Origin of the sequence: Sphaerisporangium fuscum (assembly GCF_018531465.1) — a bacterium.
Taxonomy (GTDB): Bacteria; Actinomycetota; Actinomycetes; order Streptosporangiales; family Streptosporangiaceae; genus Sphaerisporangium; species Sphaerisporangium fuscum.
Genome location: NZ_JAHDTF010000016.1, coordinates 177,914 through 191,810 on the forward strand (window position 1 = coordinate 177,914; position 13,897 = coordinate 191,810).

Annotated in this window: 10 protein-coding genes; 5 read left to right on the top strand and 5 right to left on the bottom strand. The window is 70.9% G+C overall.

Features of this window, described 5'->3' with window-relative positions; all coding sequences use genetic code 11:
- Position 1 precedes the first annotated feature (1 nt).
- Positions 2–1,732, top strand: coding sequence for an ABC transporter family substrate-binding protein (locus KIK05_RS21060; RefSeq protein WP_308250035.1), 1,731 nt, complete (start codon positions 2–4; stop codon positions 1,730–1,732).
- Positions 1,733–1,975: 243 nt separating this feature from the next.
- Here the strand turns inward: KIK05_RS21060 and KIK05_RS21065 are convergent, their stop codons facing one another.
- From KIK05_RS21065 to KIK05_RS21075, 3 genes are all read right to left on the bottom strand, one after another.
- Positions 1,976–2,731: a LamB/YcsF family protein gene (locus KIK05_RS21065; RefSeq protein WP_214412481.1), complete on the bottom strand. Its 756-nt coding sequence runs from the start codon at positions 2,729–2,731 to the stop codon at positions 1,976–1,978.
- A 100-nt stretch (positions 2,732–2,831) separates the two neighbouring features.
- Positions 2,832–4,373 carry a hypothetical protein gene (locus tag KIK05_RS21070; protein WP_214412542.1) on the bottom strand — a complete coding sequence of 514 codons (1,542 nt, stop codon included), beginning with the start codon at positions 4,371–4,373 and terminating at the stop codon, positions 2,832–2,834.
- A gap of 266 nt (positions 4,374–4,639) precedes the next feature.
- Positions 4,640–4,921, bottom strand: coding sequence for a hypothetical protein (locus tag KIK05_RS21075; RefSeq protein ID WP_250563144.1), 282 nt, complete (start codon positions 4,919–4,921; stop codon positions 4,640–4,642).
- 486 nt (positions 4,922–5,407) lie between these two features.
- On the opposite strand from KIK05_RS21075, the gene KIK05_RS21080 reads away from it, so the two are divergent.
- Both KIK05_RS21080 and KIK05_RS21085 read left to right on the top strand, forming a co-directional pair.
- Entirely contained in the window at positions 5,408–7,507 is a 2,100-nt protein-coding gene (locus KIK05_RS21080) for a SpoIIE family protein phosphatase (RefSeq protein WP_214412482.1), read from the top strand.
- A 238-nt stretch (positions 7,508–7,745) separates the two neighbouring features.
- Positions 7,746–9,446 carry an RNA polymerase sigma factor gene (locus KIK05_RS21085; protein WP_214412483.1) on the top strand — a complete coding sequence of 567 codons (1,701 nt, stop codon included), beginning with the start codon at positions 7,746–7,748 and terminating at the stop codon, positions 9,444–9,446.
- A 156-nt stretch (positions 9,447–9,602) separates the two neighbouring features.
- Here KIK05_RS21085 and yaaA read toward each other — a convergent pair whose 3' ends face one another.
- Positions 9,603–10,367 (bottom strand): peroxide stress protein YaaA, encoded by a 765-nt coding sequence (gene yaaA, locus KIK05_RS21090; protein WP_214412484.1) that lies wholly within the window; start codon positions 10,365–10,367, stop codon positions 9,603–9,605.
- A 99-nt stretch (positions 10,368–10,466) separates the two neighbouring features.
- On the opposite strand from yaaA, the gene KIK05_RS21095 reads away from it, so the two are divergent.
- Positions 10,467–11,198: a GNAT family N-acetyltransferase gene (locus KIK05_RS21095; RefSeq protein ID WP_214412485.1), complete on the top strand. Its 732-nt coding sequence runs from the start codon at positions 10,467–10,469 to the stop codon at positions 11,196–11,198.
- Positions 11,199–11,335: 137 nt separating this feature from the next.
- On the opposite strand, the gene KIK05_RS21100 is transcribed toward KIK05_RS21095, so the two are convergent.
- Positions 11,336–11,563 carry a DUF7455 domain-containing protein gene (locus KIK05_RS21100; protein WP_214412486.1) on the bottom strand — a complete coding sequence of 76 codons (228 nt, stop codon included), beginning with the start codon at positions 11,561–11,563 and terminating at the stop codon, positions 11,336–11,338.
- Between the two features lie 247 nt (positions 11,564–11,810).
- Here KIK05_RS21100 and KIK05_RS21105 point away from each other — a divergent pair, with 247 nt between their 5' ends.
- On the top strand, positions 11,811–13,883 hold the full coding sequence (locus KIK05_RS21105; protein WP_214412487.1) for a DNA gyrase/topoisomerase IV subunit B: 2,073 nt from the start codon (positions 11,811–11,813) through the stop codon (positions 13,881–13,883).
- The last annotated feature ends 14 nt before the right edge of the window (positions 13,884–13,897 follow it).

Here is a 13,897-nt window from a genome sequence, read left to right on the forward strand (position 1 = left end):
CGTGACAGTGCAGTGGAGGGGGAAGGCGGCCGCGGGGAGCCGCCCGCTGCCCGTCGTCGTCCTCGCCCTCGTGCTGGCCCTCACGCCCGCCGCCTGCGGCCGGGGCGGCGCCCCCGAGGAGGGGGGCCGGGAGAAGAGGGCGGTCACCAGGGCGTTCGACATCAACCCCGTGGCCCGCGAGCGGGTCAAGGACGGTGGCACGCTGCGCTGGGGCCTCAGCGAGTTCCCCACCCAGTGGAACCTCAACCACGTCGACGGCAACCTCGCCGAGGTGAAGAAGGTCGTCGACGCCCTGATGCCCGCCGCGTTCCGCACCGACGAGAAGGCGAGGCCCGTGCCCGACGCCGACTACGTCGTCTCGGCCCAGGTGACCGCGACGAACCCGCGCCAGGTGGTGACGTACACACTGAACCGCAAGGCCCGCTGGTCCGACGGCGAACCCATCACCTGGAAGGACTACGAGGCCCAGTGGAAGGCCCTGAACGGCCGCAACCCCGACTTCCACGTCGCCTCCACCACCGGATACCAGGACATCACCGGCGTCACCCGCGGAAAGGACGACTACGAGGTCCGGGTGACCTTCGGCAACCCGTTCGCCGAGTGGCAGTCGCTGTTCTGGCCGCTGTACCCCCGCTCGGCCAACGCCACCCCTCAGGCCTTCAACACCGGCTGGCTGAACAGGATCCCGGTGACCGCCGGGCCCTTCAGGTTCGCCTCCTTCGACCCGACCGCCAAGACGGTGACGATCGTGCGCGACGACCACTGGTGGGGCCGGAGGGCCAAGCTCGACAAGATCATTTACCGGTCCCTGGACGCCCAGGCCTTGGTGGGAGCCTTCACCAACGGTGAGATCGACGTGCTCGACGTCGGCCCCTCGGCGCCCGACTACGCCAGGGTCGGCAGCGCCAGGGGCGCGGTCATCCGGCAGGCGGCCGCGCCCGACTTCCGGCACTTCACCTTCAACGGTGACAGCCCGGCGCTCTCCGACCCCAGGGTGCGCCAGGCGATCGTCCTCGGCATCGACCGCGGCGCGATCGCGCGCTCCGACCTGCAGGGGCTCCAGTGGAACGGCACCCTGCTGAACAACCACTTCTACATGAACACCCAGACGGGCTACCAGGACAACGCCGGGGCGCTCGGCAGGTACGACCCCGCGAAGGCCGAGCAGATGCTCGACGCCGCGGGCTGGCGGCGGGCGAGCCCGAGCCGCTACAAGGCGGGCAAGCGGCTCACCCTCCGCTTCGTGATCCCGTCCGGGCTGCAACTGAGCAAGTCCGAGGGCGAGCTCGTGCGGGCCATGCTCCAGCGGATCGGCGTCACCGTCACGATCCAGTCGGTGCCGAGCGACGACTTCTTCACCAAATACATCATCCCCGGCAACTTCGACATCGCGCCCTTCTCGTACATCGGCACGCCGTTCCCGATCTCCAGCAGCTACGGCACCTACGCCAACCGGGTGAAGGGCAGCGGCGGCAAGTACCAGTGGAACGCCAACTTCGGCCGCACGGGGTCGCCGGAGATCGACGCCGCGATGCGGAGGGCGGCCTCCGACCTCGACCCCGTACGGGCGCGGGCCGAGGCCAACGAGGCCGACAAGCTCGTGTGGAAAGAGGTCAACGTGCTCCCGCTCTACCAGCGGCCCCAGAACTGGGGAGTGAGATCGAACCTCGCCAACATCGGCGCCCCGGGCTTCTACACCCTGAGATACACCGACATCGGCTTCACCGGCTGACGCCGTGCTTGATCGCCTCGCTCCGCTCGGCGGGCGAGGGGCGCTCCATGAGGCGGCGGTCTTCGTCGTCGTCCGGGCTCGTCCCTCACCCTCCCTCCTCCTCAGACCACCGCCGCGCCCGTGCTCATGGCCTCGCTGCGCTCGGCGGCGAGGGGCGCTCCTTGAGGCGGCGGTCTTCGTCGTCGTACGGGCTCGTACCTCACCCTCCCTCCTCCTCAGACCACCGCCGCGCCCCTCGCGCGCTCAGGTGGCGAAAGGTTTGAGGGACAGTCCGGCGGCGAGGAGGGCCTCGCGTACGGTGGCGGCGCGGCGTACGGCGGTGGGTGTGTCGCCGCGCACGTTGATCGACCGCGCGTCGACCTTCAGCTCGGCGCCGCCGTCCGTGGTGACGACGCCGTCGCGCGCCAGCCGCACGGCCCGTGCGGCGACCTCCCCGAGGTCGTCGAGCTCGGCCCCCGGCTCGCCCGAGGGGAGGTAGGCGCGGTCGGCGAAGGCCTCGTTCACGGTCGGCACGCCGTACCGCGCGGCCACCGCGTGCAGCTCCGAGGACGGCAGGGTCAAAATGGGCACGGCGGGCGACTGGTCGGCCACCGCGGCCACCACCGCCTCGGCCTGCTCGGCGTCGCGGCGCGCACGCTCGTGGAGCGCCCCGTGGAGCTTGACGTACGCCAGCTCGCCTCCCATCGCCCGGGCGACGCCGTCGAGGGCGGCGAGCTGGTACAGCACCTCGGCGCACAGCTCCTCGGCGTCGACCTCCATCGGGCGGCGGCCGAAGCCCACCAGGTCGCGGTAGGACACCTTCGCGCCGATCGCCACGCCGCGGTCGGCCGCCGCCGCGCAGACCCTCCTGATCGTCAACGGGTCGCCGGCGTGGAACCCGCAGGCGACGGTGGCGCTGGTCACGATGTCGAGCAGGGCGTCGTCGTCCGACAGCCGCCAGATGCCGAAGCCCTCGCCGAGGTCGGCGTTCAGATCGATCACGAAGCCCGCCTTCCGCATCGGTTCCCGGCACGATCGACCCTAACGGCGCGAGCCTCCTACGTCAGGACGATCACCGGAAATGTCCGGCAACGGCCACATGGCGGCCGGCGCGCCCCCGCTACGCCGGTGGTGGCTCGTCGGGGATGTCGGCGATGTCGTCGAGGGCGGCGGCCAGCTCGTCGGGGTGGTCGCCGATGCGCTCGGCGATCTCCATCAGGACGTGCAGCACGTCGTGGCGGTCGTGCCCGAGGTCGAGCAGCCGCTGGGCGGCCTCCCACATCTCCTCGGGGTCGCCGTCCCACAGCCGCTTGGCGATCTCCTCGTGCCAGGCCAGGTGCTCGGCGAAGTCGGGCCGGTCGCGCTCGGCCGCGTGGTCGATCTCGAGCAGGATGCGGCGGTCGGCGTCCTCGGCGGGGTGGAGATCCTCGAGGTCGATGTCGCCGTGCGTGCCCTCCAGGTAGGGGAAGGCGAACGCGCGCCGGGGGAGCGCCGACAGGTCGCCGTCGGGCAGGAGCCGCCCGACGAGGGAGCGATCCAATCCGAAGGTGGTCGGGTCGCGGTAGGCCTCGGTGAAGCGCCCCGCCGCCTCCCAGACGGCGTCCAGCGTCGCCGTGATCCCCTCCTCGGGCAGACCGGTCCGCGGGGCGGCGAAACGCACCCACGACAGCAGCACGTGGGGCATGGCCTCCTGCTCGGCGGGGCCGAGGAGCACCTTGCGCGGCAGCCAGTCGAGCAGGAAGGTCTCGCACTTGGTGGGGCTGACCCGCAACGGGCGGTTGAAGTCCTGGTCGCAGCCGTAGTCGATGATGTGGTCGGCGCAGCGGGAGGCCGCCGAGGGGTCGGAGAGGTGCTCGGCGGCGTCGGAGGCCAGGAACTCCGCGGCGAGCATCGCGCGGCGGTCGCGGCTGTAGGGCGCCTCGCTGAACAGCGGCGCCGGGCGCTTGCGCCCCGGCGGCAGCGCCTTGATGCGCGACCTGGCGAAGGCGTGGTAGGCGCTGTAGCTGTCGCTGACGAGCTTTTCGGGCTTCCTGCGGCCCAGGGCCTCGGTCGTGGCCTTCATCGCGAACTCGAGCAACGCACGGGCCTGCTGGGGCTCGATCTCCTCGAACCTCAGCATGGGGTTGCCCGCGGCCTCCACCCCGGCCTTCTCGAGAAGGGTGTCGACCTGTGAGGACACCCAGGCGTCCCTCGCCATGCCGCCCATGTTGTAGTCGACGATCACCACCAGGGCGTGGGAGTCCTCACCTTGGCCCGGTGCCGCCCCGTCGGCCGGGGGCATGCCGCGGTAGGCGAAGGTGCAGACGACGGTGTCCTGGTCGCCGTAGGCGTCCCTGGAGACGTAGCAGCCCTGGGGTTTGACCGCCCCCACCCGCTCGGCCCAGCGCGGGCGCGCGACGTCGGACTCCATCAGCGCCAGGGCGGCGCCCTCGGCCTTGGCGGCCTGCCGCGCGGTGCCGAGGTAGGCCACGGCGATCAGCAGCGTCAGCGCCGCGGGCGTGCCGGCCTTGGCGGCGTAGTCGACCAGCCCCTCGCCGAGGAACTCCTCGATGTCGCCCCGGCGCAGCCTGCGGCCCCACCAGGAGCCGAGCATGTCGGAGACCATCAGCTCGGCGTCGAGCGGAGAGCGCACGGCGAGCAGTTCGCGGGCCGCCAGCAGCATTTCCGCGAACACGTCGTCCGGCGGCTGGGCACCCCTGGGGTCTCGTCGTCGTCGGCGGCTCACGCCCCTAACCTTCTCGCATCCGGAGCCCTGACGGCGCGCGGAACGCCGTGCGGTGACCCCGCTGTTACCCGGAAGGTTCCGGCCCGGCCCCCTGGGGCGCCGGCCGTCACCCGGAAAGGATCATGATCATACCCCGCGCGAGCCCCAGGGCGGCCCCACCGCGCGGCGTGTCGGGGGTGGCCGGACGGCCGCCGGGGGCGTCCTCAGCGGACCAGCAGGGGCGCCGATGTGGCGAGCGCGAGCAGATGCTCGCGGGCCAGCCGCTCCACGGCGGCCGCGCTGACCTCGACGCCGAGATGGGCCGCGCGCGCCCGGACGTCCTCGACGCAGCGGTCGACGATCTCCACGGGCACGGTGAGGAACTCGTCGGAAAGACGGGCGCTGACCAGTTCCAGGCCCCCGGCTGCTCGCGGCCGGGGCTCGCGCGGTCCGTCCGGTCGCGGTTCGGCGGTTCCCCCGGTGAAACGCATTGCGAGAGCAGGCATGGGCGGTTTCGCATCCTCCGGTCGAGCCGGGGGACCTCCATCCCCCGGACCAGTGGCTCTGAGGGAGCGTGCGTACCCATTCCATCGTGAATCAGGCAGGAGTCAACCCCTTGGGCAGTAAGGGTTAGCGGCACATCCGGCACCTGACGGCCGCTCCTGTGGGAAGCTGGTCCCAAGCGCGTTCGGGTAGCGGACGGACGGTGCCGCGCGGCACCAAGCGGTACGGTTCGGTCCGAGACGGCGGAGGGTGAGGGCTTGGCCGAGGTGGCGGAGAGCAGGCAGACCGCGAGGCGTGCGCCGAGAAAGTCGGCCGATCTTGCTGCACACCGCGGCGCGTTTTTGACAGGATGCGTTGACCGCATCGCGGGCGGGGCTTCCGTCCGCGCGTGCCCATCGCCGATGATGTAGTGCAGATTCTGGGCCACCAATCACAGTTATGGAGATGTGCCTCGTGGGAGACCCTGGCACGCGACGGAGGTGCCGACCATGAGCGCCGAAACCTCCGTGCCCCGTCCCCGGGAGTCGGGTGTGGACATCTCAGACCCCGCCCTGTTCCAGAGCCTGCTGGCGGAGGCGCCGTTCGCCTTCGCGTTCTTCGACGCGGCGGGCAGGTTCCGCCGGGTCAACCAGAGCTTCGCCGATGTCAGCGGCGTGGCCGCCGACGAGCACGTCGGCCACACGGCGTCCGAGATCCTCTCCGCCGACCTCTCGGCCCTGGTCGACGCCGCCCTGCGCACGGTCGTCGAGGAGCACCGGGCCGTCGCCAACGGCGACCAGCGCTACCGCACCATGTCCGCCACCGGCGAGCTGCGGCACTGGAGCCTGTCCTTCTTCCCGATCCACGGTGAAAAGGGCTCGGTCGCCGGGGTCGCCCTGTTCGGCGTCGACGTGACCGAGCGCCAGCTCGCCGAGGAGGAGCTGCGCCGCAGCGAGGAGCGCTACCGCTCGCTGGTCGAGTCGCAGCAGCAGTTGGTGTGGATCACCTCGCCCACCGGCGCGGTGATCGAGGACGCCCCGCAGTGGCGCGCCATCACCGGCCAGAGCCTCGAAGAGTACCTCGCCTACGGCTGGCTGGAGGTCGTGCACCCCGACGACCGCCCCTCCGCGGAGGAGGCCTGGCGTGAGGCCCTGCGCGGGCGCACGCTGTTCGAGTGGAGCTATCGCGTCCGCACCCGGGCAAGCGGTTACCGCCACTTCGAGGTGCGGGCCGTGCCGATCATCCGGCACGGGCGGGTCGTCGAGTGGGTGGGCGCCAACAGCGACGTCACGCCGCAGCGTGAGGCCGAGGAGATGCGCGGGCGCCTCACCGACCAGCTCGGCGCCGCGGCCCTGCGCACGGCGAGGCTCCAGGGCGCGACGGCGCAGCTCGCCGAGGCCCTCACGGTCGAGCAGGTCGTCCAGGTGATCATCGACGTCGGACGCACCGCCCTGGCCGCCGACAGGTCCGCCGTGGCGCTGCTCGACACCGACCTGGCCGCGCTGAGGCTCACCAGCAACGGCAGCATGCCCGACATCCCGGGCGTCCTGGGCGATGAGATCCCTCTCTCGCAGACGAGCCTGATGACCATGGCGGTCAACAGCCGCCGGCCGGTGTTCGCCGAGTCGCCCGAGAGCCTGAAGGACCAGCTGGTGGAGGCCGGCGCCGACGGGGCCGAGATCGACGGTTTCCTCGCCCAGAGCGACGAGAAGGCCTGGGTGGGCCTGCCGCTGCTCGCCGCGGGACGGGCCCTCGGCGCGCTCCGGTTCGCCTTCACCCGGCCGCAGAAGATCTCCCAGGAGGACGGCGTCTTCCTGGAGGCCCTCGCAGGGCAGTGTGCCCTGGCGGTGGAGCGGGCCACGCTCTTCGAGCGCGAGCACCGCACCGCCGAGACGCTCCAGCGCAGCCTGCTGCCCGACCGCCTGCCGGTGATCCCCGGCCTGGTGCTGGCCCAGCGCTTCCGCTCCGGCAGCCGTCACGTGCAGGTCGGCGGCGACTGGTACGACGCGTTCGTCCTGCAGGACGCCCGGGTGGCGGCCGTGGTCGGCGACGTGATGGGCAAGGGCGTGAAGGCCGCCGCGGGCATGGGCCGCATCCGCAACGCCATGCGCGCCCTGGCCCTGACCAACCCGCCGCCCGCCGCCGTGCTCACCGGCCTCGACCGGGTGTTCGACGCCACCGAGGAGGAAGAGCAGGTCACGACCCTGGCCTACATGGTCGTCGAGCCCGGCACCGGCGAGGGCACCCTCGCGCTGGCCGGTCACCCGCCGCCTCTGCTGGTCTCCCCGCAGGGCACGGCGGTCCTGTCGGAGGGCGAGCCGGGCACTCCGCTCGGCTGGCCGACCACCCGCAAGCAGTTCCGGTTCTGCGTCCCGCCGGGTCACACCGCGGTCCTGTACTCCGACGGGCTCGTCGAGAACCGCAAGCGCGGTCTGGACGCCGGACTCGCAGATCTTTGTTCTGTCGTGGGCGAGGCACCGCCCGAAGTCCTAGGAAATCCGCATATGTTGCTTGACTTCTTGGTAGATCGCATGCTGGCGGGGTATGAGCAGGATGATGACGTCACAGTGCTCGCCGTCCACGTGCCGGCCGCCACAAAGAGTGACTGAATGAAACAGTCATAAGGGTTGCTTTCGGGTATCGGTGACCCGCTTCCGTACGCACTACTGTTCCGGTCGGCCTAGGGTGGAGTGCAACCGCTGTGAGGCGGCCGTACGGAGCGCGGGGTCATGCCACAATGCTGGGCAGGTACGTCGCGGTTCGCACGGCCCACCACCGAAAAGAAGCAAGCGCCCCTAGCGGGCACACTGGGTCCATTCTCACCATGCGTTCGTTCGAGAGGTGTTCGTGTCGCCTGCAAGTTCGACTCGCTCGAAGCCGTCTGAGCTGAACGAGCCCGTCATTCAGCGGCTCATCGAGCGTGGGCGCTCGCAGGGTTTCCTCGAGTCTGAGGATGTCCGCAAGGCCTTTGAAGAGGCGGACATCCCGATGTCGCACGCCGCTGTGTTCCTGAGGAACCTCAGCAAGGAGGGTGTGACCGTCGTGGTGACCGCTGCGGACTCGGCGGCGCCCAAGAGGTCTCGTGGCCCGGCCAAGCGTCGCACCGCCGCCCCCGTCAAGAAGACAAAGACCGCCACCGCGGCGGCCAAGGAGCAGCCCGAAACCGTCACGGCCGTGGTGAGCGGTGCCGGGGGAGAGGCCGCGGCGCCGGCGCAGAAGCCGGACGCCAAGAAGCCCGTGGCCAAGAAGGCCGCGCCGGCGAAGAAGGCCGCCCCAGCCCCTGACGCTCCCACCAAGGTCGCAACCCCTGCAGCCCTCGCCAAGAAGGCCAAGCCGGAGGTCGCCGTGCCAGCGTCGCCGTCACCGAAGATCGAAACCAAGCCCAAGATCTCCTCCGAGGACGACGAGGAGCTCGAGCTCGAGGGCGACCTCGAACTCGAGGACTTCGACATCGAGGGCGACCTCGAGGCCGAGACCGACGACACCGACACCGAGGTCGAGGCCGAGGTCGAGGTGGAGATCGAGGCCGAGACCGAGGACGAGCCGAAGGCCGTCGTGGTCCAGAGCGACGACGAGGTCCTGATCCTCTCCGACGACGACGATGACGCGCCCGTCGCGCAGGTCGCCGCCGCGGGCGCCACCGCCGACCCCGTCAAGGACTATCTCAAGCAGATCGGCAAGGTCCCCCTGCTCAACGCCGAGCAGGAGGTCGAGCTGGCCAAGCGCATCGAGGCCGGCCTGTTCGCCGAGGAGCAGCTGGCCAACGACGGCGAGCGGCTCCCGGTCGACGTCCGCGCCGAGCTCGAGTGGATCGCCGAGGACGGCCGCCGCGCCAAGAACCACCTGCTGGAGGCCAACCTCCGTCTGGTGGTCTCGCTGGCCAAGCGCTACACCGGCCGCGGCATGCTCTTCCTCGACCTGATCCAGGAGGGCAACCTCGGCCTGATCCGTGCGGTCGAGAAGTTCGACTACACCAAGGGTTACAAGTTCTCCACCTACGCCACGTGGTGGATCCGCCAGGCGATCACCCGAGCCATGGCCGACCAGGCGCGCACCATCCGCATCCCGGTCCACATGGTCGAAGTGATCAACAAGCTGGCCCGGGTCCAGCGGCAGATGCTGCAGGACCTCGGCCGTGAGCCCACCCCCGAAGAGCTGGCCCGCGAGCTCGACATGACCCCCGAGAAGGTCGTCGAGGTCCAGAAGTACGGCCGGGAGCCGATCTCCCTGCACACCCCCCTCGGCGAGGAGGGCGACAGCGAGTTCGGTGACCTGATCGAGGACTCCGAGGCCATCGTCCCGGCCGACGCGGTCAGCTTCACCCTCCTCCAGGAGCAGCTCCACTCCGTGCTCGACACCCTCTCTGAGCGCGAGGCGGGCGTGGTGTCCATGCGCTTCGGCCTGACCGACGGCCAGCCGAAGACGCTCGACGAGATCGGCAAGGTCTACGGCGTGACGCGCGAGCGCATCCGCCAGATCGAGTCCAAGACCATGTCGAAGCTGCGGCACCCGTCCCGTTCCCAGGTGCTGCGCGACTACCTCGACTGACGACCGCCGGCTCCCGTCTCCTCGCTGGAGGCGGGAGCCGCGCGTCCGTGCGGGGCGACCCCAGGTCCGCCTGTGTGAGAACCCTTCCCGGTGATCTCCGGGAAGGGTTCTCGCGTGCCCGGCTCGCTGTGAATGCGATTACGAACCGGTAAAGAATTACGAACGCACGACCACGTCGAGCACCCACGGCCTGCCCTCGCGGGGCGGCGGGCCGAGCTCGGCGACATGACCGAGATCACCCAGCAGCTCCGCCAGCTCCCGCGGCCCGGCGGGCTCGGCGCCCGACTCCGCCAGCGAGCGGGCCACCGCGCCGCGCGTCGCCTTGGCCATGTGACTGACCACCGTGCGCGAGCCGCCGGTCTCCCTGAGCACACGCACCGTGACGGCGCGGGAGCCGGGCTGCCACGCCTGGGCGTAGGTGGACGACCGGAGATCCACCACCGGCCCGGCCTCCGCCTCCAGGGCCTCCCTGAGGAAGGGCCTCCAGTGCGCGGCCAGATTGCCGAGCGGCGGAAGTCTCACGCCCATCGACAGGCGATACGGGGGCACCGGGTCCGACAGGCGCAGCGCGCCCCACAGGCCCGAGAACACGACCATGGAACGCTCCGCACGCCGCCGTGCTCCGGCCTCCAGCGTGGCGAACCCGAGGTTGTCGTACAGCACGCCCGTGTAGAGCCAAGCGGCGGGCAAGGTGGGGGCGGTGCGCAGCCGGCGGTTCTTGCCGAGCTCGCCCGCCTGCCCCGTCGACAGGCCGAGCACCGCCAGCGCCTCGTCCTGCGGCCCCTCGCTGAGCGCGCTGAGGGCGTGCAGGGTCTTCTCGCGCGCGGAGGTGAGGGCGGGGAAGCTCAGGGCGTCGAGGTCGAGCGGCGGCCCGTCACCTTCGGCGGCCTTGCCCTCGGACGGCGGAAGCAGGATCAGCATGGGTTCCGATCCTAGTCGCCCGCAGGTCAGCCGGGTCGCCGCCGTACGTCCGGAGGCCCCTGGAGAGCATCGCCCGGGCGGCTCGGCTACTCTTCGCCGATGGCTGGCAAGAGCTTCGATTTCGACGGCCTGGTCCACCGGGCCTGGCCGGCGCCGTACCAGGAAGAGCACGACGGGTGGATCCTGCGGCACGCCGACGGGGTGACGAAACGGGCCAATTCCGTTCTCCCGTCGGGAAGTCCGGCGGATCTCGACAAGGCGATCGGCGCGGCCGAGAGCTTCTACGCCGGGCGCGGGCTGCCCTGCGTCTTCTCCATCGGCCCCGGGGCGCCGGAGGGCCTGGACGAGTCGCTGGCCGCGCGCGGGTACCGCCTGGTGGACGAGACCTCGTTCATGGTCGCCTCGATCGAAGAGGAGATCGCGCCGTCCGGACACGAGGTCACCATCGCCGGACAGCCGTCCGAGGAGTGGCTCGCCACCTGGTGGGCCGTGGACGGGCGGTTCGGGACGGACGGCCTGGCCGCCGCGGAACGGATCCTGCGAGGGGTGCCGGCCAGGTACGCCGCCGTCGAGCGTGACGGCGAGCCGGTCGCGGTGGGCCGCTCGGTGCTCCAGGGCACCACGCTCGGGATCTACTGCATGGCCACACTGCCGACGGCCCGGCGCCACGGCCTCGCCCGGGGCGTGCTGCGGGCGCTGCTGGCGGACGGCAGGGCACGGGGCGCCCGCGACGCCTACCTGGTCGTCGTGGCGTCCAACTCCTCGGCCCAGGCGCTGTACGAGGGAGAGGGCTTCCGCCCGGCGGGCGGCTACCACTACCGCGTCAGGTGACCGTGTCGCCCGCGTCCGGCGCCGGAAAGAGCGACGCGGCGAGCCCCGGGCCGAGTCCGAGAGGACATCGGCCGAGATCGCCGCGTTCGCAGTATGAGGTTGTCGCTCAGTTATGGATCAGAACGGCGAGCGCACGCTCACCGTTCGCCGGTGGTGGAGTTGGGGGTTTCGCTGAGGCGCGCCGACTCGTCCTGGATGTGGGCACCCTTGTCGCGCAGGGCCGCGATGTGCCGACGCCCGTGGTGGGCGCAGAACAGCAGCTCCCCGCCCATGGGGAGGCACGCGCGGATGTACGCCGGGGCGCCGCACCGGTCGCAGCGGTCGACGGCCGTAAGCGGCTTGGTGGGGGCGAGAGCTCCAGTCACGTATCGCCTTTCGGGTCACCCCACTGACGTGGGGATTTGGCGTCAGTCACTTGGCTCAACATCTAACCCGATGCAGACGTTCCCAATCGCGATCGGGATACGCCGAGAGCGGAATGGGTCATTGCGGACCGGTCATGCGGTAGACGGCTGACACCGGATCCCTTGTTGGTGGCACGCTTAGGCGCGCTGGAACATCAAGAAACCAGGTAGGCTACGCACACATGTTCGATGCTCGGTGGGAGTGGGAGTGACCGCAGTCAGCACGGAGACGGGTTACACGGCCCGTCATCTGTCGGTGCTGGAGGGCCTGGAGGCCGTCCGTAAGCGCCCCGGCATGTACATCGGGTCCACTGACAGCCGCGGTCTCATGCATTGCCTCTGGGAGATCGTGGACAACGCCGTCGACGAGGCCCTGGGCGGCTACTGCAAGCGCATCGAGATCGAACTGTTCGCCGACGGCTCCATCCAGGTCCGCGACGACGGCCGCGGCATCCCCGTCGACGTCGAGCCCAAGAGCGGCCTCGCCGGCGTCGAGCTCGTCTACACCAAGCTCCACGCGGGCGGCAAGTTCGGCGGCGGCTCCTACGGCGCCTCCGGCGGCCTGCACGGCGTCGGCGCCTCCGTGGTCAACGCCCTGTCGGTCCGCTGCGACGTCGAGGTCGACCGCGACGGGCGCGTCCACGAGATCAGCTTCCGCCGCGGCGTGCCCGGCGTGTTCGACGGCGACGGCCCCACCGCCAAGTTCAAGAAGAAGTCCGGCCTGCGCGACGGCGGCCCCCTCGGCCGGAAGGCCACCGGCACGCGCGTGCGCTGGTGGGCCGACAAGCAGATCTTCCTGGCCGAGGCCGAGGTCTCGCTCGACGAGATCCACGTCCGCGCCCGCCAGACCGCCTTCCTCGTCCCCGGCCTCACCATCCTCGTGCGCGACAGCAGGGGCGAGGAGCCCTCGGAGGAGGAGTTCCGCTTCGACGGCGGCATCTCCGAGTTCACCGAGTTCCTGGCCCGCGACGAGGCCGTGTGCGACGTCATGCGGCTGCAGGGCGTGGGCCACTTCCACGAGACCGTGCCCGTCCTCGACGAGCAGGGCCACATGACCTCCACCGAGGTCGAGCGCGAGCTCACCGTCGACGTCGCCGTCCGCTGGGGCAAGGGCTACGAGACCACCGTCCGCTCGTTCGTCAACGTGATCGCCACCTCCAAGGGGGGCACCCACGTCAGCGGCTTCGAGCGCGCCCTGGTCCGCACGATCAACGAGCAGCTCAGGGAGACCCGCCTGCTCAAGAACGGCGACGACCCGGTCACCAAGGAGGACATCCTCGAGGGGCTCACCGGCGTCGTCACCGTGCGGGTGCCCGAGCCGCAGTTCGAGGGGCAGACCAAGGAGATCCTCGGCACTTCGGCGGCCAGCCGCATCGTGTCCCACGTGGTCAGCCGCGAGCTCAAGGCGCTGTTCGCCAGCACCAAGCGCGCCCACAAGCTGCAGCTCCGGGCCGTCCTGGAGAAGATCGTCGCCGCCGCCAAGGCCCGCATCGCGGCCCGCGAGCACCGCGACAACCAGCGCCGCAAGAGCGCCCTGGAGAACTCCGCGCTGCCGGCCAAGCTGGTCGACTGCCGCAGCGACGACGTCGACCGCAGCGAGCTGTTCATCGTCGAGGGCGACTCGGCCCTCGGCACCGCCCGGGCGGCCCGCGACTCCGAGTTCCAGGCCCTGCTGCCGATCCGCGGCAAGATCTTGAACGTGCAGAAGGCCTCGGTCTCCGACATGCTCAAGAACGCCGAGTGCGCCGCGATCATCCAGGTCATCGGGGCGGGCTCCGGCCGGGGCTTCGACCTGGAGGCCGCGCGCTACGGCAAGGTCATCCTGATGGCCGACGCCGACGTCGACGGCGCCCACATCCGCTGCCTGCTGCTCACCCTGTTCCACCGCTACATGCGGCCCATGGTCGAGGCGGGGCGCGTTTTCGCGGCCGTGCCTCCCCTGCACCGCATCGAGGTCACCAATCCCGGGCGGGGCAAGGACAAGTACATCTACACCTACTCCGACGCCGAGCTCCACCGCACGCTGCGCGACCTGGAGCGCCGGGGCAAGCGCTGGAAGGACCCGATCCAGCGCTACAAGGGTCTGGGCGAGATGGACGCCGACCAGCTGGCCGAGACCACCATGGAGCCGCGCCACCGCACGCTCCGCCGCGTCCGCATCGAGGACGTCGAGGCCGCCGAGCAGATCTTCGCGCTGCTGATGGGCAGCGACGTCGCCCCGCGCCGCGAGTTCATCGTCAGCAACGCGGCCGAGGTCGACCGCGACGCCATCGACGCCTGACGCCTCCCGGCCGG